Raw genomic sequence first — 25,235 nt, 5'->3', positions numbered from 1 at the left:
GACACATGCGTCACCAGGCCCGCACGCTGTTTTTGGTCATCCTGTCGGTTTTCACCGCGATCGTGCTCGGCGTCGCGTCGGCGTTCGTGTCCGCGGTGGCACTGGGCGCGACCGCGCTCATCGTGCCCGGCACCGGCACGCCCGAGCCGGACAGGGTCGAGAACTACATGGAGAACGCGTGGAACCGCTATATCGACGGCGTCGCGTGCACCGATCCCGTCGACTGCGCCGACCCGACGCTCACCGGCATTCCGTACCCCGCCTCGTTCTGGCCGCTGTCGTTCATTCCCAACTGGTGTGTACCGGGCCGGTGCGAGAAGTGGGACGAATCGGTCGGCGTCGGCGTCGAGAACCTGAAGGCGGCACTGGAGCCGTTCCTGTCCCCGACCTCCGACGAGGACGTGTTCATCTTCGGGTACTCGCAGGGTGGCGCCGTGGTGGCCAACGCGTTGGAGTATCTGGGCGGTCTGGGCCTCGCCGACGAGGTCAAGGAGCGGTTGCAGGTCGTCACGATCGGCGGGATCGAGAACCCGGACGGTGGCATGTGGCAGCGGCTGGCGTGGCTGCGCTACCTGTTGGGCTCGCCTGTTCCGGTCTTGGACATCACCTTCGAGCCGGCCATGCCGGTGGACACCGGGATCCAGACCACGAGCATCGGGTTCGAGTACGACCCGGTGGTGCTGGCACCCCGGTTCTGGGGGAACCCGTTCGCGGTCCTCAACGCCCTCGCCGCGTTCGACACCGTGCACGGCTACTACCTGTCGCCCGACGGCAATGACGAGCCGACCACGACGATGCCCTACGGCTACACGCCGGAAACGCTGGCACCGCAGCTGGACTGCAGCCTGAATGAGAAGAACTGCCGCACAGACAGTTTCGGCAACGTCTATATCACCATTCCGGCGCTGAGCCTGCCGCTGACCGACCTGGTGCGGTCGTTCGCCGATTCGGCCGGGCTGGGCTGGCTGGCCAAACCGTTCATCGACCTCGTCGAACCGGTGCTGCGCGAAGCGGTCGACCTCGGCTACGACTGGAGCGGAGATCCGGGCGTGCCGCGCAGTCTGAGCGTCCTGCCCTTCAAGCTGTTCCAGAACTGGATCAAGGTCGGCATCGATTTCGCGGTCGCCGCCGTCAAGGGCGTGGAGGCGTTCCTCGGCAACTTCATCAAGCCGCGGACGACCACTGAGATCGAGCCCAGCGAGCGGTCGGAGCGCCCAGAACTCACCATCGAGTACGAGGCCGCCCCGGTAGCCACGGACCGGCGCCGGGATACGACCCCCGAGGTGAAGCTGTCGGTTGTCCCGGAGGCCGACTCGCCCGAGGTGGTCGAGGAAGACCTGACCGAGGAGACCGTCACCGAGGAGGACGTCACCGAGGACGACGTCACCGAGGAGGACGTCGTCGAGGAGGACGCCGCCGACGAGACGGAGTCGGCGGGCGAGCAGGCCGGGGAGGACGCCCCGGCGGTCAGCGAGCGGGACCGCGACGGCGCCGCCGACGCGCCGGCCCGGACCAAGCGCACCCGGGCGGCGGCCTGAGGCCGGTCGTCGTCAGGCCGCGGCGGCGCCGGGCTTGAGGTAGGTGACGAGGCTGACGTCGATGCTCTCGTCGATGAAGTAGTACTGGCAGCCCTTCAGGTACCGCATGTAATTGTCGTAGGTCTGCTGGTCGGTCGCGGCGATCGCGGCGTCCTTGCTGCGCTCCAACCGGTCGGCCCAGATGCCGAGCGTCTTGATGTAGTGGTTGCGCAGCGACAGCGGCTGGGGCACCACGAAACCGGCCTTCTCACCGTGCTCGACCATCATCTGGGTGGTCGGCAGCCGCCCGCCGGGGAAGATCTCGGTGATCATGAACTTGATGAATCGGGCCAGCTCGAAGGTCAGCTTCTTGCCGCGCTCGGCCAGGTCGTAGGGGTGGTAACCGACGCTGCTCTGGACCGTCATCCGGCCGTCGTCGGGCATGACCTCGAAACACATCTTGAAGAAGTCGTCGTAGCGCTCGAAGCCGAAGTGCTCGAACGCCTCGATCGAGACGATGCGGTCCACAGGGGAGTGGAACTGCTCCCAGCCCTCGAGACGCACGTCATAGGTGCGCTCGGTGTCGATCTTGCTGAGGAGCTGATCGCAGTAGGCCTTCTGGTTCTTCGACAGCGTCAAACCGATGACGTTGACGTCGTACTTCTCCATCGCCCGCTGCAGGGTCAGGCCCCAGCCGCAGCCGACCTCGAGCAGCGTCATGCCCGGCTTGAGGTCGAGTTTCTCGAGGTGCTGGTCGACGTTGGCGACCTGAGCCTCCGACAACGTGCAGTCGGGGCCGGTGAACAGGCCGCAGCTGTACTTGCGGGTGGGGTCCTGGAAGACGCCGAAGAAATCGTCCGACAGATCATAGTGCGCCTGGATGTCCTCGAAATGAGGCGTCATATCCTTCGTGCCGGTGGATTGGTCAGACATATTTCCCCTGCTCTTGCTTTCCCACGATTGCGAGTGTCCAACGAACGATGTCGCTGACGACCGTACCCATACAGCTGCTCGTCCTTGCTGCGAACACGCGTCGTGCGTCGTTCAGACTAGCGCTCGGCCACTCATGGGAGCCAATTCATGCCGCCGGTTGCTTGGCCAGAGTGAATTGGTTGACGTCGATGTAGCCGACGCGGAAGCCGTGCGCGCAGCCGGTCAGGTAGTGCATATAGCGGTCGTAGACCTCCTGCGACTGCGTCGCGACCGCCTGCTCGCGCTGTGATTCCAGCCCCGCGGCCCAGGTGTCGAGGGTGCGCGCGTAGTGCGGCTGCAGTGACTGTCGCCGCGTCAGCTCGAACCCCGATCCGGCCGAGCGTTCCTCGACCAGTTCGATCGACGGGAGATACCCGCCGGGGAAGATCTCGGTCAGGATGAACTTGACGAAACGTGCCACCGAGAACGTCAGCGGCATCCCGGCGTCGGCCATCTGCGGAAGCGTCAGCGCGGTGATGGTGTGCAGCAGCATCATCCCGTCATCGGGGAGTACCTGGTGGGCCATCGCGAAGAAGTCATCGTACCGGTCCCTGCCGAAGTGCTCGAATGCGCCGATCGACACTATTCGGTCCACGGGCTCGTCGAAGTCCTCCCAGCCCTGCAGCAGCACCCGCTTGGTGCGCGGGCTGTCGGACTCGTCGAGGGCCTGCTGGACGTGCGCGTGCTGATTCTTGCTCAACGTCAGGCCCACGACGTTGACGTCGTACTTGTCCAGAGCGCGCAGCATCGTCGACCCCCAGCCGCAGCCGACATCGAGCAGCGTCATCCCGGGCTGCAGGCCCAGCTTGCCCAGCGCGAGGTCGATTTTGGCCAGTTGCGCTTCGGCCAGCGTCATGTCGTCACGTTCGAAATATGCGCAGCTGTAGGTCTGCGACGCGTCCAGGAAAAGCCGGAAGAAGTCATCGGAGAGGTCGTAGTGAGCCTGGACATCGTCGAAATGCGGCGTCAGCTTGGGCTTGCGTCGCGTGGATTGCTTACTGCTCGGGGCCATCAGGCCTTCCTCGGGGCCGGCCCGAAGAGGGTCTCCTGTACGGCGATCAGCCCGGGACCGACGCTACGGCAAATCCGGCAACCGCGCCGAACGGGTCAGTCCGCTTCGGCGAACGTCGTCGTCAGCTCGGCGATGATGTCGTCCCACAGCGGCTCGGGCAGCTCATGGCCCATGCCGTCGAAGAGCACCAACCGCGCGCCGTCGATCGCTTTGGCGATCGACTTTCCGCCCGTCGGGCGCATCAGCTTGTCGGCGGTGCCGTGGATGACCACGGTCGGGGCGGAGGTCTGCCGGTTGTAGGGCAGCAGGCTGCCGGTACCGGTGATCGCGTTGAACTGGCGCGCGATGCCCTGCGGGTAGAACGAGCGGTCGTAGTACGCGACGGCGTCGGCCCGAAGCTGCTCGTCGGTCGACGGATACCCGGGGCTGCCGATGATCCGGCTGACGCGGACCTGGTTGTCGATGATCACCTCACGCGGGGAGTTCGGCGAGGGCCCGCTGATGACGGCCAGCAGCTGTCTCGGTCCCGGAGGTGGCAACAGCGCCCGGTTGTTCGACGAGAAGATCACCCCGAGGCTGCGGGTGCGTTCGGCGTGCCGGGCCGCGAAGATCTGCGCGATCATGCCGCCCATCGAGCCGCCGACGATGTGAGCGCGGTCGATGTCGAGGTGGTCGAGCACCGCGGCGGTGTCGTCGGCCATGTCCTCCAGCGTGTACACCGACGGGCTCCGGCGCCCGATCAGCGACCGGGCCATGTTGCCGACCTGAGAGCCCAGGGTGCGATGCCCGTCGAACTTCGACGACAGCCCCACGTCGCGGTTGTCGAAGCGGATGACGCGCAGGCCCTGCTCGATGAGCTTGTGGCAGAACGCGTCGCGCCAGAAGACCAGCTGCGCGCCCAGCCCCATGATCAGCAGCACCGCCGGATCGTCGGGGTGGCCCATGTCCTCGTAGTGGATCGCCAGGTCACCGGACGGGGCCTTGCCCTCCCGAACGTCGATCATGCGTCGTCGCCAGGCGAGCGCTCGTCGCCAGTCGATGGCTCCTCGCGCGAGCGCTCGTCGCTGTGTTCCCGGCTGACCTCGACCATGAAGTTCGCGAAGTACCCCGTCAGCGCCGGGTCGCTCATCATCTGCCACTTGGGCGCCAGCAGCTTCATGTAGCGCTCCACATACAGGAACTGCTTGCCGATCAGCACCAGCTCGCGTGGCAGTTTCACGTCGTAGGCCTCGGCCAGCGCGGAGAGCTGTTTGCCGATCTCGGCGTAGCTCATGTCGCCCAGCGAGGTCATGGTCAGCGGCGTGGCGAACTTCTCCAGGTCCTTGGCCGCCTGGGCCTCCGGCTTCATCGTGCCGACCGCGCCCATCAGCACCACGATCTTGCCGGCCGCGGCGTGGTCCTTCTTGACCAGCAGCGCGTACACCAGCTCGCGTAGCAGCCAGCGGGTGCGGGGATCGATGCGGCCCATGATGCCGAAGTCGAAGAACACGATCTTGCCGTCGTCGTCGACGTAGAGGTTGCCGGCATGCAGGTCACCGTGGAACAGGCCGTGACGCAGCCCGCCCTCGAACACGCTGAACAGCAGTGCCTTCACCAGCTCGGTGCCGTCGAAGCCCTTCTTGCGGATGGCGGCGACGTCGTCGATGCGTACCCCGGTGATGCGCTCCATGGTCAGCACGCGCTCACTGGTCAGATCCCAGTACACCTGCGGCACCCGGATGTTGCGCCCCAGCGGGGACGCGTGCATGTGCGCCACCCAGGCGTCCATCGACTGCGCCTCGAGCCGGAAATCCAGCTCCTCGGCGAGGTTGTCGGCGAAGTCGGCGACGACGTTCTGCGCCGACAGGCGCTGACCCATCTTGGCGAACTCCACCAGCCGGGCGCCGCGCTTGAGGATCTGCAGGTCGGCGGCGACGCGTCGCCGGATGCCCGGCCGCTGGATCTTGACCACGACCTCCTCGCCGGAGTGCAGCGTCGCGTAATGCACCTGGGCGATGGACGCCGACGCGAACGGCTTGTCGTCGAACGACTTGAACAGGTTGGCCGGCTCGTCGCCCAGTTCCTCCTGGAAGAGCCGGTGCACGGCCTTCGGATCCGCCGGGGGCACCCGGTCGAGCAGGCTGCGGAACTCCCGGCTCAACGGTTCCCCGAACGCGCCCGGGCTGGACGCGATGATCTGGCCGAACTTGACGTAGGTGGGACCCAGGTCGGCGAAGGTCTGCGGAACCTGCTTGACGATCTTCTGCTGCAGCGAACCGCGTCGCATCAGCGTGCCCGCCACACGCGCGCCGGTGCGGGTGACCTGCCAGCCGGTGGCGCCGACGCGGGCGACCTCGACGGGCAACGGCACCCGGTCCAGCCGGGCACCCTCGCGCTGCTGGGTCTGCTTGGTGTTCCGGGTGGTGCTCATATCAGCAGTGTCCCAAAAAGCCGCGGTCAGCGAAAAAACGTGTGGACGGGGTCACAATCGGCCGCGGGGGATCAGGCGCGCGCGAACGACTCCTCGATGTCCTCGCGCGACCGCACCGGATCCGAGCCTGGCTGGTAGGTCGGCACCGTGTGCGGCGCCAGCTCGGGATCGAGTCCGCCGGCCACGCGGGCCTTGGCCTGCTCGAACTCCCGCACCGGACCGGACGCGACGTGGATGCCGTTGATGACCGACCACACCAGCGCGCGGCGTGCGGTGCGCTCGACGATGATGGGGTCGCGGTGCTGGATCAGGCCCTTCGCCCACGGCGGCATGGTGTCGCGCACCGCCCAGTTCAGCGCGCTCTGCGGCAGCGGCAGATCGGGCCCGGTAGCCATCGCGGTGCCATAGGTGACGGCGAGCCGGGGCAGGTAGGACTTCAGGCAGTCCAGCGTCTCGGCCTTGGTGGTCGGCAGGTCGGTGCCGCCCAGGGCGTGCCCGACCCGCACGAACTCTCCGTAGTAGCGGTCGAGTTCCTTGCCGCGCAACGGGTTCGGGTGATACAGCTCGTGCGCGGTGGCCAGCCCCCACACCACCGTCGCGTAGTTCCAGCGCAGCCACTCGGGGTCGTCGGCGTCGTAGCGTGCACCGTCGGGGCGGGTGCCCTTGATGGTGTGATGCATCGAGCGCACTGCCAGCGCGAGGCGTTCGGCGGTCTCGGTGCTGCCATAGGCGGTGCCGATGAAGAACGCCACGGAATGACCCAACCGCACCAACGCCCCCTTCGGGTCGATCTGGGGCATCGGGTCGTCGCGGCTCTCCGGTTTGACCAGCCGGGAGTGGTGCACGCCCATCCAGTAGATCGACGGGTCGAGCCGCTCCAGGAACGCCGCGCACTGCAGCCCGAACACCAGCGCCTGGGTGTGTGAGTGCACGTGCCAGACCGCGCTGCCCGGCCCGAACCAGCCCGGATCGCCGGCCGGCGCGGCGAACTCCATGCCTTTGAAGAAGTGCCGACGGATGTCCCGGTCGAATTGTCGATCGAAGAAGTTTCCGACGAGCTGGTGCGGCAGGAACATCGAAGGCCTCCAAAGTGGTCACAGGTGTACCCAGAATAGCGGTTGGTGACGATTGTGACCAGAATTGGGCGTGTCGGCCTACCCTGATGGGGTGTCCGGCCCCTCGTCTCCGTCGGCGAACCCGACCAGGTGGGCCGGGGTCCCGCTGACCGACCGTCGGGCCGAGCGCCGCGCGTTGCTGATCGACGCTGCGTTCCGGCTGTTCGGTGAGGGGGGAGAGCCGGCGCTGTCGGTGCGTTCGGTGTGCCGCGCGTGCGGCCTGAACACCCGCTACTTCTACGAGAGTTTCGCCGACACCGACGAACTGCTCGGCGCCGTCTACGACCGGGTCAGCGCCGACCTGGCCGCTGAGGTCGAACGCGCCATGCGCGGTGCGTCCGACTCGCTGCGCGCCCGCACCCGCGCAGGCATGGCCGCGGTGTTGCATTTCAGCTCGGCCGACCCGCGCCGCGGCCGGGTGTTGTTCACCGATGCCCGCGCCAATCCGGTGTTGACCGCGCGGCGCAGCGCAACCCAGGACGTGCTGCGCGAAGCCGTCCTGACCGAGGGGTGGCGGCTGCATCCGGACACCGCCCCCGTCGCGGCGATGGTCGGCGCGGCGATGTACACCGGTGCGATGGCCGAACTGGCCCAGCAATGGCTCGCCGGGCAACTCGGCGACGACCTGGAGGCCGTCGTGGACTTCGCGCTGCAGCTCGTCCTGCGTTGAGACGGAGCTGAAAACGCGCTCGCAGCGGCGGATTCCTGCCACCTGCCGATCAATTCCTGCCACCGGAATTAAACCTCTGACCTGCTGGTTTAACGGTTCATCGAGACAAGATCACACAAGAAGCAGGTACCGATCATGAAGAAGTTCACCATCGTCACCGCCGCCGCTGCTGGACTGTCGACCGCCGTTCTGGGACTGGCCGCTCCCGCCCTCGCCGCGCCGTCGGGTAACGGGAATGCCAAGGCGACCATCAGCCAGCTCGAGGCCGACGGGCACCGGGTCATCGTGAACCGGCAGGGCAGCACGCCGCTCTCGGAAGCCGACGTGGTCGCGGTCCGCCCGGGACCGGAGTTCAGCAAGTGGGTGTGGGACGCCCAGCGCGACGACCGCATCCTGGTCCCCGCGGGCCGCACCTACTTCGTCGACGTCGCCTGACCGGCGCACTGACCAGCCAGTTGGAAAGGGGCACCCCTCCCCTCGGGGGTGCCCCTTTCGTATGCCTGCTACGAGGCCGGTGTCGGTGCCCAGGGGGTCAACCACTCCGTCGCCGGCCAGCCTTCGAGGCCGGCCAGCAGCTCGTAGAGCGTCGCCCCGTCGATGCTCTCGCGGATGATGTCGCCTTGGCCGGCGTGGCGGGCCAGCTCCTCGATCATGTGGAAGAACACCCAGCGCACCGACCACGCCGGAACGTCCTTCGGAAACCAGGGCACGTGCTGGGGGATCGGTACCGCCGCGCCGAGGTCGACCGACTCGACCAGCGCAAGGGTCGCCGCGTTCTGCCGGTCGAACGCGGCCAGCAGATCGGCCAGCGTCTCGTCGGGACCCATGAAGAACTCATCGCCGTAGTCGGTAGCCTGTTCGGTCATCGGCCGACGGTCGGACTCACACAACTCCGGGGCCGCCGCGACCCGGTTCATCCAGCCCCGCTGGCAACTCGTCACATGCTTGATCAGGCCGCCGATCGACAGCGCGCTGACCGACGGAGTGGCGCGGGCCTGGTCGTCGGTCAGGCCGAACGCGATGGCGTGGAACGCGTACTGCTGGGCGGCGAGATAGTGCTTGAGTCCGTCGCGTTCGTCGGCGATGGGCGGGGGCATGGCGGGCATGTCAGTTCGTCCTTTCGGTGTGGGCATAGAGGTCGCGCAACAACGAGATCTCTGCGCCGTGGTGGATGACTTCGCGGTTGATGTGCAGGATCAGTTCGCTCATCGGGTGGTCGGCCCATTCGCCCTCGGCCGGTCCGACGGGTCGGCTCAGCGCAGCGTCGTCCAGGCCTCGGACGCCGTCGTTCCACCGCCGGTACGCATCGTCGAGCTGGGCCAGTGCCGTCGCCGCGTCGGTGGCGTAGTCCCAGGACGCGTAGTCGGCCGGCGGGCCGCCGAAATGGGCGTGCACCCGCACGGCCAGTACGCCGACGATCACGTGCGCCAACCGCCACGCGATCGTGGTGACCGGCTCCGGCTGCGGAGGCGGGTAGGCGAAATCGACGGTGCCGTCGCGGTGCACCGTCCAGCAGTTCGGTACCGGCTCCCAGAAGTACTCGGGGTCGGTCAGTCCGTGGAGACGGGGGCGGAGTTGGGCGCCCCAGTGGAAGTCCAGCTGCTCGGCCAGCTGCTCGGCGAGGGTCATGACCTCACTGTCGCACCGATAACGGACAGCTTCTGTCCGCGATAGGAGCAGACTGGTGGCTATGTCCGAGACCACCGCCCGGGTGCTGCACTTGCTCGGCTTGCTGCAGTCGCGCCGGGTGTGGAGCGGACAGGATCTCGCCGACCGCCTCGGGGTGACCACCCGCAGCGTGCGGCGGGACGTCGACCGGCTGCGCGAGCTGGGCTACCCGGTGCACGCCAGCGCCGGCGTCGGCGGTGGCTACCAGCTCGGCGCAGGGGCCGCCCTGCCCCCGCTGTTGCTCGACCCCGAAGAGGCAGTGGCGATGGCGGTGTGCCTGCGGGTGGCCGCGGGCGGCAGCGTCGCCGGGGTCGGGGAGTCGGCGCTGCGCGCGCTGACCAAACTCGACCAGGTGATGCCGGCGCGGCTGCGCTCGCAGGTCGCCGCGGTGCACGAGTCGACGGTCACGCTCGGTGCGGCCACCGACACCCCGGTGGCTCCCGACGTGCTGATGACGCTGGCGCGCGCCAGTCGCGATCACGAGCACGTCACCGCGACCTACCGCGACGTCCGCGGCACCGTCACCGCGCGCCGAGTGGAGCCTTATCACCTGGTCACCACCGGGCGGCGCTGGTACCTGCTGTGCTTCGACCGGGACCGCGACGACTGGCGCAGCCTGCGGCTGGACCGGATGTCCGATGTCACGGCCGTGGGCAGCACGTTTCGGCCGAGACCGGCGCCGGACCCGGCGTCCTACGTGCGCCGCGCGATCACCTCCTCGCCGTACCCGTATGTCGCCCGGGTCCGCTACTTCGCTCCCAGCAGCACGGTGGCCCGGGTCTTCTCCGCGGCGTCGGTCGACATCGAGCCGGACGGGCCGAACGCGTGCCTGCTCACCGCCGGCGGCGACGACCCGGCCCGGCTGGCGGCATGGCTGGCGCTGCCGGACTGCGACTTCGAGGTGCTCGAATCGCCCGAGGTGATCGCGGCGATGCGCACGATGTCGGGCCGTCTGGCGGCGGCGGTCGCCGGATGACCGTGTTGGCACTCGACATCGGTGGCACGAAGCTGGCCGCCGGCGTCGTCGACGAGGACGGGACACTGCTGTACCGGGCTGTGCGCCCCACGCCCGGCGGCTCCGCCGACGAGATCTGGCACGCGATCGAGACCCTGCTGACCGACGTCACGCGGGGTTCGGCCCGCCGGCCCGGCGCGGTCGGCGTGTCCTCGGCCGGGCCGATCGACGTGCGTCGCGGCACCGTCAACCCGATCAACATCAGCGCCTGGAACGACTTCCCGATCGCGGCGCGGGTGTCGGAGGCGACCGGACTGCCGGTGCGGCTCGGCGGCGACGGTCTGTGCATGACGCTCGGCGAGGTCGCGCACGGCGCCGCCCGGGGCGCGGGGTTCGTGCTCGGCATGGTGGTGTCGACCGGGATCGGGGGCGGCCTGGTGGTCGATGGCCGCCCCGTTCACGGCCGCAGCGGCAACGCCGGCCACGTCGGCCACGTCGTCGTCGAACCCGACGGGTTGCCCTGCACGTGCGGTGGTCGTGGGTGCGTGGAGACCGTGGCGTCCGGGCCCAGTCTGGTGCGCTGGGCCCGCAGCCAGGGCTGGCACGCACCGGCCGATGCGGACGCGCGGGTGCTCGCCGAGGCCGCGCGCGCCGGGGATCAGGCGGCGGTGCGCGCCTTCCGGCGCGGGGGCGACGCTCTGGCCAGGACGATCTCGTCGGTGGCCGCGGTGTGCGACCTGGACCTCGTCGTGGTCGGCGGCGGTGTCGCGGCGGCGGGACCGCTGCTGTTCGATCCGCTGCGCGCGGCGCTGAGCTCGTATGCCGGCCTGGACTTCCTCCGGGGTCTGCGCGTGGTGGCCGCCGAACTCGGCGGCGACGCCGGCCTGGTCGGGGCGGCGGTCCTGGCGCAGCGTTTTGGCTGATGGGGACCTGACGCGCTATGGTGGTCCGGTTCCACCAAAGACCGTCGGTCACCAGTGCAACTGGTCGAAGGTCCGGGTTCAACCCGGCGGCCCACGCAGGAGGACGAGGCTAGTACGTGATCTGTGCGCCCCGACCTGTCTGCGTCGGGGCGTTCGTGTTTTCTCGGGCAGTTGCGGCGTTCGCGGTGGGACGACCGAAACCAACCACGAGGAGCATGCATGGCCAAGGATGACAAGGCCGAAGCGGTTGCCGACATCGTCGAGCGGTTCAATTCCTCGACGGCCACCCTCGTCACCGAGTACCGCGGGCTGTCGGTCGCCGGCCTCGCCCAGCTCCGCCGTTCGCTCGGCGACTCGGCGAGCTATCGCGTCGCCAAGAACACGCTGGTCAAGCGTGCCGCGGCGGAGGCGGGCATCGAAGGACTCGACGAGCTGTTCGTCGGGCCCACGGCGATCGCCTTCGTCACGGGTGAGGCCGTCGACGCGGCCAAGGCGATCAAGACCTTCGCCAAGGACAACAAGGCGCTGGTCATCAAGGGCGGCTACATGGACGGCCGCCCGCTGACCGTCGACGAGGTCAACCGCATCGCCGACCTCGAGTCGCGCGAGGTGCTACTGGCCAAGATGGCCGGCGCGATGAAGGCGAATCTGGCCAAGGCTGCCGGGCTGTTCAACGCTCCGGCGTCGCAGGTCGCCCGTCTGGCTGCCGCACTGGAAGAGAAAAAAGCCGGCGAGGAAGCGGCGTAGCAGCCGTATCGCACCACCCACTAGCCAAGAAGTAAGTAGAAGGAAGGACCATCATGGCAAAGCTGTCCACCGATGAATTGCTCGACGCTTTCAAGGAGCTGACGCTGCTGGAGCTCTCGGAGTTCGTCAAGAAGTTCGAGGAGACCTTCGAGGTCACCGCCGCCGCTCCGGTCGCCGTGGCCGCTGCGGGCCCCGCCGCCGGTGGTGCGCCGGCCGAGGCCGCCGAGGAGCAGTCGGAGTTCGACGTCATCCTCGAGTCCGCCGGTGACAAGAAGATCGGCGTCATCAAGGTTGTCCGTGAGATCGTCTCCGGCCTGGGCCTCAAGGAGGCCAAGGACCTCGTCGACAGCGCGCCCAAGCCGCTGCTCGAGAAGGTCGCCAAAGAGGCCGCCGACGACGCCAAGGGCAAGCTGGAGGCTGCCGGCGCGACGGTTACCGTCAAGTAGTTCCAACCGCCTGCTGGGGTCGGCCCGTTTCGGGCCGGCCCCACTGGTGTTCGTTGGGTATTTCTACCCATGGCTCAAGGCGCTGAACTGCGCTTACGGTTGATCCGTGTTTGCCGCCGCTTCCCGTCTCACGCGTTTCGCCGCCCTCGCGCCCGCACTGTTGGTGACCGCGTGCAGTTTCTCCTTCTCGGCCGGCGGGCCGGATTACGACAAGCTCGAGTCCGGCATCGCCGACAAGCTCGACGACACCTACGCGCAGATCTCGCGGAGCACGTCCGGCGTCACCTGTCCGAGGTCGCAGCCCCGCCCGAGCGCCGGAGACACCTTCCTTTGTCACGCAGAACTCGACGGTGAGCAGGTCCGTGTCGAAGTAACCGTCGAGGACGATGACGGGAACGTGCGGTTCGACACCCTCGACATCGTCTTCGATATGGCGAAGACGGCCGCGCTGCTCGACGCGGACATCGAGGAGCAAGTGGGCTTTCCCGTGACCGTGCAGTGCGGTGACGGGTTGAAGGTCGTCCCGCGGGGCGGCGCTTTCACCTGCACCGCCGTGGACCGCAAGTTCGTCGAGAAGACGGTTCAGGTGGCGGTCGATTCGGACGGCAACGACAATTGGCAGATCGTTGACTAGACACCTCACCCGCACGATCGTCGTCGGCGTCGCTCCGGGCTTGGCCCTCCTTGCAGGATGCGGTTCGGGTTTGGACTACGACGCCCTGGAGTCCAACGTCGGCAACACGCTGAAAGAGTCGTACGCGGGCATGCCCGTCGAGGTCGCCGGGGTCGACTGCCAGCGGATCGATGACCCGATGCCGCACGACACATTCACCTGCCTCGCCGACATCGGCGCCCCAGACAAGGTTCGCGTCGAGGTCACGGTGACCGCCATCAACGACTACAAGGTGGACTACGAGACCGTCGACGTCGTCTTCGACCTCGCCGACACCGTCGACGTCCTGCAGCGCGAGATCTCCGACTTCGCCGAGACCCGGATCACCGTCGACTGCGGCGAGGGGATCATCGTGGTCGCGGTCGGGGACACTTTCGTCTGCCGGGCCACCGAGCCCGTCGAGGACGAGAGCGCTGACATCGTCGTGACCGCGAAGAACGCCCAGGGCGACGTCAGCTGGGAAGTCGTCGAGTAGCACATCGACTCGCGGGCGGCACCAACTGCGTTAACCTTGCCTGCACAATGGCGGGCATCGCGTGGCGGCCGGATCTGACCGACACCCTGCGCAAAGGGTGGCAACATGCCTGCCACGGCGCCGGCGGCACTCTCGTCCTGCTCGGCGACGCGGGAATCGGAAAATCCGAAGCGATTTCGTGGCTCGCCGGTTTCATCGGGACACCCGCACGGCTGGTGGTCTGCCAGGGCGGTGACCTGTCGGCACCGATGTCGGCCGCCGCGGGGATCGCGCAGGCTCTGGGTGACGATCACGCGGCGGCCCGGATTCTGGGCGAGATCGACCCGCTACAGGCCGCGGAGGCGTTGACGGGGGCGCTGGTCGACCGTGGGAGCGCCGGTCCCGGTGCCGTGCTGATCGACGACATCCACGATGCCGACCCGGCGAGCGTCACGGCGCTCAACCTCGCGTTGCGGCGCTGCGCGCCCGGCGATGTTCTGGTCGTCGTGACCGGTCGGCCCGTGCCGTCGGCGGAGGCGTTCGCCGAGGGGTTCCCCGTCCATCGGCTTCGGGGACTCGACGCCGACGGCGCCGCAACCCTGCTGCACCAATCCAGCCCGGTCCCGATCGCCGGTCACGTGGCCGAGCGGTTGTTGGAGGTTTCGGGGGGCAACCCGCTGGCGCTGACCCACCTGCCCGCGTCGCTGTCGCCCCAGCAACTCGCCGGCAATCAGTTGTTGCCGGAGGACTTCCCGCTGACCGGCGCCCTGCACACCGTGTTCACCGCACAGTTGGCCCGATTGAGCCCGGAGTCTCGCGAGGTGCTCGAGCTGGCCGCCGTCTCCGCCGATGGATCGTGGTCGCTGCTGACCGCGCTTCGGCCGGGGGCCGGGGGCCGAGCGTTGACAGAACTGGAGGAAGCCGGGCTGGCCGGTCTCGACGGGGGTCGGTTGGTGCTCAGCCACCCACTCCTGCGCAATGCGACCGTCAACCGAATGCCCCGGCATCGGTGGCGACAGCTCAATCTGGAGTTGGCCGATGCGACGTCGCTGCCCGAGGAGGTGCGACTGGCTCACCGCGCGCGCGGCACCACCGGGCCCGATGATGCTCTGGTCGACGAGATCGCCGAAGCGTCGTGGCAGTTGCGTGCCCGCGGGGGAGCCGAGGCGGCGGCGCGGCTCCTCGACCGTGCAGTCGACATCACCGGCGACGAGGCGCGGCGCGGCCGGCTTCGCGTCGACGCCGCCACCCTGCTCGCCGCCGCAGGCGAAGCCGGCGCCGCCCGGCGTCGTCTGCAGGACGTGCTGGACGACCCGGCGGACACCCAGCCGCGCACCACGGCGATGCTCAGGATGGCGACGCTGGAGGCCCTCCACGGCGAGCCGGCCCGGGCCTGGCAGCGACTGCAGGAAGCCGCAGCCGGCGCCGCCGCCGACGAGCAGGGCGTGGTCTACGCCACGATGGCCCTGCCGCTGGGCATGTTGGGGATGGTCGGCGAGGTGGGCAGAAGTGCAGAGGTGGCCGTCGCCCGGAGTCGCCCCGGTTCGCCGCAGCAAGCCGTGGCCCGGGTGATCCTGGCCCACGCCGTGAGCGCGCAGAACGAGGCGCGGGCCAATGAGATCGTCGAAACGCTCCACGAGGCCATCGACCCCGCCGCGCTGATCGAGGTGGACCCCTTGGTCGGATTGCACCTCGGGCGGGCGTTCGCCCTCGCCGAGAGATATGACGCGGCCGCCACGCATCTGACTGCGTTGATCGCGCACTCCCGCCGGATGGGTGCCCGAGCATCGCTGGCGATGGCGTTCGGCGCGCTCGGTGAGACGCAGGTGCGCGCATCCCGGTTCGACGAGGCGATGGACTGCCTCGACGAGTCGATCGCACTCAGCCTGGCCACCGGACAGCGGGCGTTCGCCCCGTTCTGGCTGTCTCTTCGTGGGCGGGTGCACGCGATCCGCGGCGACGACGAGGCAGCGGCACACGACTTCCGGCTGGGGTTCGACATCTCCGACCAGCAGTCGACATTTGGCGCCCGGTACTTCCTGCTCGCCAACGCCGGCCTGGCCGCACTCCTGGCGGGACGGCACGCGGACGCCGTCACCCATCTCGCGGAATGCTGGTCGTTCGAGCAGATCAGCGGCCTCCTGGCGCCGCAGCTAGCGCGCTGGCACGCCGACCTGGTGGAGGCCTACGTGGCTCTCGGTCGCAGCGAGGAGGCCGGCGCCGTCGTCGCCCACCTGCGAGAGGTCGCCCAGACCCCCGGCGCGAGCCGGTGGACGGCCGCGACCGCGTGGCGTGCCGGCGCGATCTGTACGGTCGCGCGAGATCCCGCCGCCGCGCTCGACATGTTCGATCGCGCGATCGCGGGGTACGACCCCGAAACGGACCTGTTCGACCGGGCACGCACCCTGTTGGACAAGGCGCAGCTGCTGGAAAGCGGTCCCGAGTTCGACCGGACCCTCGCCGATGCGCAGTACGCCGTGCGCCGCCTCGGCGCGGGGGTGTGGGCTGCGCGGCTGACTGAGCTGAGTAACCCGCACCTCGGTCCGGCCGTGGTCGACCGGCTGACCGACGTCGAACGCCGGGTGCTCGACGAGGTGGCGCGAGGCCTGACCAATCAGCAGATCGCCACGCGGCTGCATCTGAGCCCCAAGACGGTCGCCAACCACCTCTACCGCGTTTACCGGAAGCTCGGCGTCGCCTCGCGTACGGAAGCCGCGCGCCATGTGCTGCTCGGCGCCGAGCCTGTCGGCTGAGATCCGATCCGGCAAAGGTGCGCGCGGGGCCGCCGAGATGTCCAACCTGCGGATCTTGGTCCGGTGTTGCCCGCGTGGAGCGTAAGCTACAGTGACTCAAGCCACAGGCGGGATGTGTGTGGTGAGGAATCCGGGACTGGTTGAGAGGAATCCGCGTGGGCATTGGCATTCAGGTTGAGGGACTGACGAAGTCCTTCGGAGCCCAGCGAATCTGGGAGGACGTCACGTTCGACCTCCCCGCAGGTGAGGTCAGCGTTCTGCTCGGCCCGTCAGGTACCGGCAAATCAGTCTTCCTGAAGTCGCTGATCGGTCTGCTGCGCCCCGAGCGCGGCCGGATCATCGTCGACGGCACCAACATCATCGAGTGCTCGGCCAAGGAGCTCTACGAGATCCGCACGCTGTTCGGCGTGATGTTCCAGGACGGCGCACTGTTCGGCTCGATGAGCCTCTACGACAACACCGCGTTCCCGCTTCGTGAGCACACGAAGAAGAAGGAATCCGAGATCCGCAAGATCGTCATGGAGAAGCTGGACCTGGTTGGTCTGGGCGGGGACGAGAACAAGTTCCCCGGCGAGATCTCCGGCGGTATGCGCAAGCGCGCCGGCCTGGCCCGCTCGCTGGTGCTCGACCCGCAGATCATCCTCTGCGACGAGCCGGACTCCGGTCTTGACCCGGTGCGTACCGCCTACCTGTCCCAGCTGCTGATCGACATCAACGCCCAGATCGACTGCACGATCCTGATCGTGACGCACAACATCAACATCGCCCGGACCGTGCCCGACAACATGGGCATGCTGTTCCGCAAGAAGCTGGTCATGTTCGGCCCCCGCGAGGTGCTGCTGACCAGTGACGAGCCGGTGGTCAAGCAGTTCCTCAACGGTCGCCGGATCGGGCCGATCGGCATGTCCGAGGAGAAGGACGAGTCGACGATGGCCGAGGAGCAGGCCATGATCGACGCCGGCCACCACGACGGTGGCGTGGAGGAGATCGAGGGCGTGCCGCCGCAGGTCATGGCCACCCCCGGGATGCCCGAGCGCAAGGCCGTCGCGCGCCGCCAGGCTCGCGTGCGCGAGATCATGCACACGCTGCCGCCGGCCGCCCAGGAAGCCATCCGGCAGGACCTCGAGGGCCAGCAGCACTCCGTGCAGGACTACCCCGACGACAGCACCACGCGTCAGCAGCACGCCGAGGACGATGCGCCGACGGGTCGCATCCCGGTGGCAGGAGACCGCTGACCAGCTGAGCTTCACCCGAGAAGGCCGGGTCCGGACGTCGCGTCCGGGCCCGGCCCTTTTTGTGTGTTCGGTCCCGGCTCGGGCCGGCGGGATCCGCGCACGCGCGGGGCAGAAGTGGCCACCGTTGCTGATTTTGCACTGACAGCAGTCAAGATTTGGACGCCTCTCGCGACTCCGCGCTGTCCGACGCCCGGTGCCACCTGATATCAGACCTCTATCAGCGGAATCGAGGGAATGCCGGGCGGCTGCCATTTTTTCGTGTCGCGGGGTTGCGAAATTGACGCTGGCGCTTATAGAGTTTGCCAGGATCGCGTGCGCGTGCACATTTCTGTGGTACTCAACCCGGGAGAAGAATGGTCGACCGCTATCGAGTCCTGTTGGGGGCAGGCGTATTGGCGGGGGGTGTGTCAGCTGCGATGTTCGCCGGAGCGGGCGTCGCGAATGCCGAGGGAAGTGCGTCAGCAGCGGATTCCGGGGCGCCCGCGTCCAGCCGGACCGCTGACTCCAAGGCCGGTTCGCAGGACAGACGCACCGAATCGACGTCGCGGGCGGATGCGCGGCTCGACCGCGCCGCGCGCGTCGAGAGCCGCCGTGCGGCGCTACGTCGGGAACCCGAACCCGAGCCGGATGTCGAGCGAACCGACGTCGAGGCCGGTACCGCGGAGGCCGAGACGCCGGAGCGGACCTCGGATGACGTGGCCGCACCGGAGGAACCTGCGCCGTCTCTCCCCGTGGGGGACGACGAGAAGAAGGCGCAGCGCGTCGACGACGAGGTCCCCGCCGATGCGGCCGACGACGAGGTCCCCGATGAGAGCACGTTCGTGCAGAGCATCGAGACCGACTTCTCTTCGCGCGACGACGCGGTGGTGCTGCGGGCGTCGGCCGCGCAGAACCCGTGGGTGGGCGCGGCGAACGAGCTGGCCAAGGTCTTCGACACGCTCAACGACATCGGTACCGCGGTGTACAACCTCTACACCCGCACGATGGAGTTTCTCGCCGGTCCGTTGCGGGCCCCGTTCGGTAGCCGGGTCCGCGCCGAGCGCTCCACCCTGGTGCTCGGAGACGGTGTCGAGGTGAAGGCCGACTGGTACTTCCCAACCAGCACTCGCCGCCCGACCGGGATCATCTACTTCCAGCACGGCTTCCTGGCCACCGCATCGTTCTACAGCGCGACGGCGGCCTACCTGGCGGAGAAGACCAACAGCATCGTCGTCGCGCCGACGCTGACGTGGAACGTCTTCGACCTCGAGAACTACCCGCTGATGCTGCCGCACACCTATCGCGCGATCGCCGACCTGTTCACCGGGGATCGGGAGGCGCTGCAGGCCAGCGCCAAGCTCGCCGGGTACAACGGGCGGCTGCCCGACCGGGTCGTGCTGTCTGGCCACTCGGCCGGCGGTGGCGCGGCGGTCGGCGCGGCCGGCTATCTCGTCGAGCGGGGCGAGGCCGACGACCTCGCCGGTGTGGTGATGCTCGACGGTGCCGCGTTCTTCGGCACTATGGCGACCGCGCTGGCCAAGATCCCCACCTCGATCCCGGTGTACAACCTGGCCGCCGAACCGGCCAACTGGAACGTCTACGGCGAGGCCAGCTATCACCTCGCCAAGGCCCGCCCGGGGGAGTTCACCGGCCTCCTGCTCAGCGGCGGCAAGCACTCCGACGGGATGCAGAGCGCCAGCCCGACGGTGCAATTCCTGGCCTACCTGGCCACCGGCTTCTCCGCGCCGGGCAACGTCGCGGTCAGCGAGACCGTCGCTGCGGGGTGGATCGGCGACCTGCTCCGGGGCACCCACACCGCCAAGTTCTACGGCCAGCCGGGCTCGTCGCTGGAGATCCTCGCCGGCTGGTGGCGCCAGGAGGCCGAGGTGCTGTCGGTGGAGACGATTCCGCTCGGCTCGCTGCACCAGGTGTTCGCGTGCCTGCTCAACCCGGCTGCCGTCGACTGCCGGCCGGCTGGCCGGTTGGCGGCCTGAGCGTCGCATGCGTTTTCCGCGAAGGTGCACGCACGGTCGTCATCGGCCGGTCGCCGCGACGCTCAGTGCACTTTGGCCGGACAACGCCGGCCAAATCGGCGCGGCTGTGGTCGGTGCGCGGTAGCGTTTGCCGGATTCGGGCGCCAAGGGACGGGGGCTGTCGATGCGGCGACGAGTGACTTCGCTGGTCGGTGCCGGCATCGTCACCGCGGGACTGTCGGCAGCCATGCTCGCCGGCGCCGGGGTGGCCGACGCGGAAACCGGGGACGGGCCAGACACGAGGTCCAGTGCCACATCGGCCGACACCGGCAGCGCCCGCGCCGAGACGCGGGCAGACCGCACTGAGACGCGCCGCGAGAGACGTCAGCGCTCCGGGACGCGGCCGGTCGAGGCTGTGGTCGAACACGAGTCCGTCGACACGGAACCGGTCGAAGAGAAACCGACCCAAGAAGAGCCGACCGAGACAGAACCGACCCAAGAAGAGCCGACCGAGACAGAACCGACCGAGACAGAGCCGGCCGAGACAGCGCCGGCCGAGACAGGGCCGGTCGACGAGCCGGCGGAGGAGCCCGACCCTCGACCTGTCGAGCGGCGCATCGTTGCCACAGAAGCCGCGGCGCCGGACGCCGCAGCACCCACGGAATCTCCGGCGTCGGTGCGTCGGGCCCTGCGCAACGCCGAGGCCTCCGCGGCGGCAACCGGACCCGGCCGGCCGACCGTGCTCAGCCTGCTCGGCAGCGCCGTGTTCAACGTCTACGGGCTGGCGCTGCGGGTGCTCGGCGGACCGCCGATCCTGCCGCGCGACAGCGACGTGACCGTCTCCACCTCGATGCTCGAGATCGATTGCGGGGACGGCTACCGTGCCCTGGCGGACTGGTACGTGCCCGACGGCCCGCCGCCGACCCGGTTGATCTATTTCCAGCACGGATTCCTGGCGGCCGGCCCGTTCTACAGCCACACAGCCGCCCGGTTGGCCGAGGCCACCGACAGCGTCGTCGTCACCGTGTCGCTCACCTCGAACTTCCTGGCCTGCGACGGGTGCTGGTTGGGCGGGTCGCCGATGCACCAGGCGGTGGCGAAGCTGTTCGCGGCGGACAGCACCGCACTGGCCGACAGTGCGCAGGCCGCGGGGTACGGCACGCTGCTGGCCGGGGTGGACGACGTGGTGTTCGTCGGGCACTCCCTCGGCGGGGGCCTGGCCGCCGGTGCCGCCGGAGCGATGGCGGGCGCGGGCACGCTGGACCGGCTGGCCGGGGTGGTGATGCTCGACGGGGTCGGCTTCGGGCCGGTGGTGCCCAACGCGCTGGCCGCACTCCCGGTCGACGTGCCCGTCTTCAACCTGTCGGGCAAGTCCTACTTCTGGAACCAGAACGGGGCGGCCAACACCGCCCTGGCGACCGCACGACCCGGCGCGTTCACCGGAGTGCGGTTGATCGGCGGACTGCATTCCGACCCGATGACCGGCGGCAACCCGCTCGTCCAGCTGTCGCTGAACCTGGTCACCGGTATCTCCAGGGCCGAGAACGTCAAGGCGGCCGAACTGCTCAGCGCCGCGTGGATCAACGACATGTTCGCCGGACTCGGTCCCGACCTGCAGTCGCCGTACTACGGGGCCGCCGGAGAGGTCCTGCAGATCGCCACGTCGCGGGGCCCGGCGCAGGCCTACGTCTCGCCCGGGCCGCCGGAACGGCTGACCCTGATCGACGTGGTGTTCACCGCGTTCTCGCAGTGGATCTTCACGCTGAACCTCACCGGCTGCCTGCCCGCATCGGACACCGGCGCCGCGCACCTGTCGAAAAACTCCACACCAAACACCGCGTTATCTCTTGACGACGGGGCGAAACCGGGCCAATCTATTGGCCAGCATGTATGCACGGGTTGAGACGGCCAGCCAGCGCCCGACCGGCCACGCGCCCCATGTAGTCGAGGATGCACGCGGTTGTTGAGGAATGTTGCGTCCTGCGCTATTGTTGGACGTTGCGCTGGCTGCATCCTGCCCACTCCGGTTTTCCAAGACCCGCTTCGCACGCGGTTCTCTGAGGTCTGCTCAGAGATCTAGATCCGTGCCCTGCGTCCGGACAGGTTGGTGAAGCCAGCCGAACCGACGCAGATGCGCGGCGCAGGGTCCGGTGGCACACCTCCATCCGGAGCATCCGGATCCTGAGAAACGTCGCTTGAGGTGCTGGAAGGATGCATCTTGGCAGGGTCCCGCCAGATCGAGTCAAATACCGCTACCACTAATAGCTCTGTTCCCGGAGCGCCGAACCGAATTTCATTCGCAAAACTCCGTGAGCCGCTCGAGGTTCCGGGGCTTCTCGACGTTCAGACCGAGTCTTTCGAGTGGCTGGTCGGCTCGGAGGAGTGGTTCCAGCGCGCCGTCGATCGCGGCGACGTGGACCCCCGAGGGGGTCTGCAGGAGGTGCTCGAAGAGCTCAGCCCGATCGAGGACTTCTCCGGCTCGATGTCGCTGTCCTTCTCCGATCCGCGCTTCGACGAGGTGAAGGCACCCGTCGACGAGTGCAAAGACAAGGACATGACCTACGCGGCGCCGCTGTTCGTCACCGCGGAGTTCATCAACAACAACACCGGTGAGATCAAGAGCCAGACGGTCTTCATGGGCGACTTCCCGATGATGACCGAGAAGGGCACCTTCATCATCAACGGCACCGAGCGTGTCGTGGTGAGCCAGCTGGTCCGGTCGCCCGGTGTGTACTTCGACGAATCCATCGACAAGTCCACCGAGAAGACGCTGCACAGCGTCAAGGTGATTCCCGGCCGCGGCGCGTGGCTGGAGTTCGACGTCGACAAGCGCGACACCGTCGGCGTGCGTATCGACCGCAAGCGTCGTCAGCCCGTCACCGTGCTGCTCAAGGCGCTCGGCTGGACCAACGAGCAGATCACCGAGCGGTTCGGCTTCTCCGAGATCATGATGAGCACGCTGGAGAAGGACAACACGGCCGGCACCGACGAGGCGCTGCTCGACATCTACCGCAAGCTACGTCCGGGCGAGCCGCCCACCAAGGAATCCGCGCAGACCCTGCTGGAGAACCTGTTCTTCAAGGAGAAGCGCTACGACCTGGCCCGCGTGGGCCGCTACAAGGTCAACAAGAAGCTGGGGCTGAACGTCGGTGAGCCGATCACCAGCTCGACGCTGACCGAAGAGGACGTCGTCGCGACCATCGAGTATCTGGTCCGTCTGCACCAGGGCGACAAGACGATGACTGTCCCCGGCGGCACCGAGGTGCCGGTCGAGGTGGACGACATCGACCACTTCGGTAACCGTCGTCTGCGCACCGTGGGCGAGCTGATCCAGAACCAGATCCGGGTCGGCCTGTCCCGGATGGAGCGCGTCGTGCGCGAGCGCATGACCACCCAGGACGTCGAGGCGATCACGCCGCAGACCCTGATCAACATCCGTCCCGTCGTGGCGGCGATCAAGGAGTTCTTCGGCACGTCGCAGCTGTCGCAGTTCATGGACCAGAACAACCCGCTGTCGGGCCTGACCCACAAGCGTCGCCTGTCGGCGCTGGGCCCCGGCGGTCTGTCCCGCGAGCGCGCCGGCCTCGAGGTCCGCGACGTGCACCCCAGCCACTACGGCCGCATGTGCCCGATCGAGACCCCGGAGGGTCCGAACATCGGTCTGATCGGCTCGCTGTCGGTGTACGCCCGGGTCAACCCGTTCGGCTTCATCGAGACGCCGTACCGCAAGGTCGTCGACGGTGTTGTTACGGATGACATCGAGTACCTGACCGCCGACGAGGAGGACCGCCACGTCGTGGCGCAGGCCAACTCGCCGATCGACGCGAACGGGCGGTTCGAAGAGGAGCGCGTGCTGGTCCGCCGAAAGGGCGGCGAGGTCGAGTACGTCTCCAGCGCCGAGGTCGACTACATGGACGTCTCGCCGCGCCAGATGGTGTCGGTCGCGACGGCGATGATCCCGTTCCTCGAGCACGACGACGCCAACCGTGCCCTGATGGGTGCCAACATGCAGCGCCAGGCGGTTCCGCTGGTGCGCAGCGAGGCCCCGCTGGTCGGTACCGGGATGGAGCTGCGCGCCGCGATCGACGCCGGTGACGTCGTCGTCGCCGACAAGGCCGGCGTCATCGAGGAGGTCAGTGCCGACTACGTCACGGTGATGGCCGACGACGGCACCCGGCACACCTACCGGATGCGCAAGTTCGCCCGCTCCAACCACGGCACCTGCGCCAACCAGCGTCCGATCGTCGACACCGGTCAGCGCGTCGAGGCCGGCCAGGTCATCGCCGACGGGCCGTGCACCGAGAACGGTGAGATGGCACTGGGCAAGAACCTGCTCGTGGCGATCATGCCGTGGGAGGGCCACAACTACGAGGACGCGATCATCCTCTCCAACCGTCTGGTGGAGGAGGACGTGCTCACTTCGATCCACATCGAGGAGCACGAGATCGACGCCCGCGACACCAAGCTGGGCGCCGAGGAGATCACCCGGGACATCCCGAACGTCTCCGACGAGGTGCTCGCTGATCTCGACGAGCGCGGCATCGTCCGCATCGGCGCCGAGGTCCGCGACGGCGACATCCTGGTCGGCAAGGTCACCCCGAAGGGTGAGACCGAGCTGACCCCGGAGGAGCGGCTGCTCCGCGCGATCTTCGGCGAGAAGGCGCGCGAGGTCCGCGACACGTCGCTGAAGGTGCCGCACGGTGAGTCCGGCAAGGTCATCGGCATCCGCGTGTTCTCCCGTGAGGACGACGACGAGCTGCCCGCCGGTGTCAACGAGCTGGTGCGCGTCTACGTCGCGCAGAAGCGCAAGATCTCCGACGGTGACAAGCTGGCCGGCCGCCACGGCAACAAGGGCGTCATCGGCAAGATCCTGCCCGTCGAGGACATGCCGTTCCTGCCCGACGGCACCCCGGTCGACATCATCCTGAACACCCACGGTGTGCCGCGTCGTATGAACATCGGCCAGATCCTGGAAACCCACCTCGGTTGGGTCGCCAAGGCCGGCTGGAACCTCAACGTCGCGGGTACCGAGGGGGTCCCGGACTGGGCGGAGAAGCTGCCCGAGGAGCTGCACTCGGCTCCCGCGGACAGCTTGGTGGCCACCCCGGTATTCGACGGTGCGCAAGAGGGCGAGCTGTCCGGTCTGCTCGGGTCGACGCTGCCCAACCGCGACGGCGAGACGATGGTCGACGCCGACGGCAAGGCCGTGCTCTACGACGGCCGCAGCGGCGAGCCGTTCCCGTACCCGGTGACGGTCGGCTACATGTACATCCTGAAGCTGCACCACCTGGTGGACGACAAGATCCACGCCCGCTCGACCGGTCCGTACTCGATGATCACCCAGCAGCCGCTGGGCGGTAAGGCGCAGTTCGGTGGTCAGCGGTTCGGCGAGATGGAGTGCTGGGCCATGCAGGCCTACGGCGCCGCCTACACGCTGCAGGAACTGCTCACCATCAAGTCCGACGACACGGTGGGCCGCGTGAAGGTGTACGAGGCCATCGTCAAGGGCGAGAACATCCCCGAGCCGGGCATCCCGGAGTCGTTCAAGGTGCTGCTCAAGGAGTTGCAGTCGCTGTGCCTGAACGTCGAGGTGCTGTCTTCGGACGGTGCGGCGATCGAGATGCGTGACGGCGACGACGAGGACCTGGAGCGCGCTGCCGCGAACCTGGGAATCAACCTGTCGCGCAACGAATCTGCCTCTGTCGAAGATCTCGCTTAGTTATTGGTCACTAA

The 25,235-nt window shown here is 68.2% G+C and carries 21 protein-coding genes; 14 read left to right on the top strand and 7 right to left on the bottom strand.

From position 1 onward, the window contains the following. Positions 1 to 5 precede the first annotated feature (5 nt). Positions 6 to 1,538: a PE-PPE domain-containing protein gene (locus G6N31_RS17090; protein ID WP_098002416.1), complete on the top strand. Its 1,533-nt coding sequence runs from the start codon at positions 6 to 8 to the stop codon at positions 1,536 to 1,538. A 12-nt stretch (positions 1,539 to 1,550) separates the two neighbouring features. On the opposite strand, the gene G6N31_RS17085 is transcribed toward G6N31_RS17090, so the two are convergent. The 5 genes from G6N31_RS17085 to G6N31_RS17065 form a co-directional block, all read right to left on the bottom strand. Continuing rightward, entirely contained in the window at positions 1,551 to 2,450 is a 900-nt protein-coding gene (locus G6N31_RS17085) for a cyclopropane mycolic acid synthase family methyltransferase (protein WP_098002417.1), read from the bottom strand. A gap of 145 nt (positions 2,451 to 2,595) precedes the next feature. Then, the gene (locus G6N31_RS17080; RefSeq protein WP_098002418.1) at positions 2,596 to 3,501 is read right to left on the bottom strand and encodes a cyclopropane mycolic acid synthase family methyltransferase; all 906 of its coding nucleotides are present in this window, start codon (positions 3,499 to 3,501) and stop codon (positions 2,596 to 2,598) included. 95 nt (positions 3,502 to 3,596) lie between these two features. Next, the gene (locus tag G6N31_RS17075) at positions 3,597 to 4,502 is read right to left on the bottom strand and encodes an alpha/beta fold hydrolase (protein ID WP_098002534.1); all 906 of its coding nucleotides are present in this window, start codon (positions 4,500 to 4,502) and stop codon (positions 3,597 to 3,599) included. Further along, positions 4,502 to 5,911: an ABC1 kinase family protein gene (locus tag G6N31_RS17070; RefSeq protein WP_098002419.1), complete on the bottom strand. Its 1,410-nt coding sequence runs from the start codon at positions 5,909 to 5,911 to the stop codon at positions 4,502 to 4,504. The genes G6N31_RS17075 and G6N31_RS17070 overlap by 1 nt, the downstream gene beginning before the upstream one ends. Positions 5,912 to 5,982: 71 nt before the next feature. After that, positions 5,983 to 6,987 (bottom strand): oxygenase MpaB family protein, encoded by a 1,005-nt coding sequence (locus tag G6N31_RS17065; protein ID WP_098002420.1) that lies wholly within the window; start codon positions 6,985 to 6,987, stop codon positions 5,983 to 5,985. A gap of 91 nt (positions 6,988 to 7,078) precedes the next feature. Here G6N31_RS17065 and G6N31_RS17060 point away from each other — a divergent pair, with 91 nt between their 5' ends. Beyond that, positions 7,079 to 7,696: a TetR/AcrR family transcriptional regulator gene (locus G6N31_RS17060; RefSeq protein ID WP_098002421.1), complete on the top strand. Its 618-nt coding sequence runs from the start codon at positions 7,079 to 7,081 to the stop codon at positions 7,694 to 7,696. Positions 7,697 to 7,831: 135 nt separating this feature from the next. Then, the gene (locus G6N31_RS17055; RefSeq protein WP_234815213.1) at positions 7,832 to 8,131 is read left to right on the top strand and encodes a hypothetical protein; all 300 of its coding nucleotides are present in this window, start codon (positions 7,832 to 7,834) and stop codon (positions 8,129 to 8,131) included. A gap of 68 nt (positions 8,132 to 8,199) precedes the next feature. On the opposite strand, the gene G6N31_RS17050 is transcribed toward G6N31_RS17055, so the two are convergent. Together G6N31_RS17050 and G6N31_RS17045 are read right to left on the bottom strand one after the other, a co-directional pair. Beyond that, complete coding sequence (locus G6N31_RS17050; protein ID WP_098002422.1) at positions 8,200 to 8,802, bottom strand: DinB family protein; 603 nt, start codon at positions 8,800 to 8,802, stop codon at positions 8,200 to 8,202. A 1-nt stretch (position 8,803) separates the two neighbouring features. Continuing rightward, positions 8,804 to 9,325, bottom strand: a complete 522-nt coding sequence (locus tag G6N31_RS17045; RefSeq protein ID WP_098002423.1) for a DinB family protein — start codon at positions 9,323 to 9,325, stop codon at positions 8,804 to 8,806. Positions 9,326 to 9,386: 61 nt separating this feature from the next. Between G6N31_RS17045 and G6N31_RS17040 the strand changes: the two genes are divergently transcribed. From G6N31_RS17040 to rpoB, 11 genes are all read left to right on the top strand, one after another. Beyond that, positions 9,387 to 10,340 carry a helix-turn-helix transcriptional regulator gene (locus G6N31_RS17040; protein ID WP_098002424.1) on the top strand — a complete coding sequence of 318 codons (954 nt, stop codon included), beginning with the start codon at positions 9,387 to 9,389 and terminating at the stop codon, positions 10,338 to 10,340. Further along, positions 10,337 to 11,242: an ROK family protein gene (locus tag G6N31_RS17035; RefSeq protein WP_098002425.1), complete on the top strand. Its 906-nt coding sequence runs from the start codon at positions 10,337 to 10,339 to the stop codon at positions 11,240 to 11,242. The genes G6N31_RS17040 and G6N31_RS17035 overlap by 4 nt, the downstream gene beginning before the upstream one ends. 219 nt (positions 11,243 to 11,461) lie before the next feature. After that, positions 11,462 to 11,989: a 50S ribosomal protein L10 gene (gene rplJ / locus G6N31_RS17030; RefSeq protein WP_098002426.1), complete on the top strand. Its 528-nt coding sequence runs from the start codon at positions 11,462 to 11,464 to the stop codon at positions 11,987 to 11,989. 53 nt (positions 11,990 to 12,042) lie between these two features. After that, complete coding sequence (gene rplL / locus G6N31_RS17025; protein ID WP_098002427.1) at positions 12,043 to 12,435, top strand: 50S ribosomal protein L7/L12; 393 nt, start codon at positions 12,043 to 12,045, stop codon at positions 12,433 to 12,435. Between the two features lie 106 nt (positions 12,436 to 12,541). Then, positions 12,542 to 13,069, top strand: coding sequence for a DUF4333 domain-containing protein (locus tag G6N31_RS17020; protein WP_234815214.1), 528 nt, complete (start codon positions 12,542 to 12,544; stop codon positions 13,067 to 13,069). Further along, the gene (locus G6N31_RS17015; RefSeq protein ID WP_109790828.1) at positions 13,062 to 13,583 is read left to right on the top strand and encodes a DUF4333 domain-containing protein; all 522 of its coding nucleotides are present in this window, start codon (positions 13,062 to 13,064) and stop codon (positions 13,581 to 13,583) included. The genes G6N31_RS17020 and G6N31_RS17015 overlap by 8 nt, the downstream gene beginning before the upstream one ends. A gap of 47 nt (positions 13,584 to 13,630) precedes the next feature. Then, complete coding sequence (locus G6N31_RS17010) at positions 13,631 to 16,315, top strand: helix-turn-helix transcriptional regulator (RefSeq protein ID WP_098002429.1); 2,685 nt, start codon at positions 13,631 to 13,633, stop codon at positions 16,313 to 16,315. Positions 16,316 to 16,470: 155 nt separating this feature from the next. After that, positions 16,471 to 17,550: an ABC transporter ATP-binding protein gene (locus G6N31_RS17005; RefSeq protein WP_098002430.1), complete on the top strand. Its 1,080-nt coding sequence runs from the start codon at positions 16,471 to 16,473 to the stop codon at positions 17,548 to 17,550. A gap of 416 nt (positions 17,551 to 17,966) precedes the next feature. Then, complete coding sequence (locus tag G6N31_RS17000) at positions 17,967 to 19,523, top strand: alpha/beta fold hydrolase (protein ID WP_098002431.1); 1,557 nt, start codon at positions 17,967 to 17,969, stop codon at positions 19,521 to 19,523. A gap of 175 nt (positions 19,524 to 19,698) precedes the next feature. Then, positions 19,699 to 21,405, top strand: coding sequence for a hypothetical protein (locus G6N31_RS16995; protein WP_234815215.1), 1,707 nt, complete (start codon positions 19,699 to 19,701; stop codon positions 21,403 to 21,405). A gap of 297 nt (positions 21,406 to 21,702) precedes the next feature. After that, complete coding sequence (rpoB, locus tag G6N31_RS16990; protein WP_098002432.1) at positions 21,703 to 25,221, top strand: DNA-directed RNA polymerase subunit beta; 3,519 nt, start codon at positions 21,703 to 21,705, stop codon at positions 25,219 to 25,221. Positions 25,222 to 25,235: the final 14 nt, after the last annotated feature.

The organism is Mycolicibacterium duvalii (genome assembly GCF_010726645.1).
Taxonomy (GTDB): domain Bacteria; phylum Actinomycetota; class Actinomycetes; order Mycobacteriales; family Mycobacteriaceae; genus Mycobacterium; species Mycobacterium duvalii.
The sequence above is the reverse complement of the archived record's forward strand: the minus strand, read 5'-3'. Positions and strand labels throughout refer to the sequence as shown.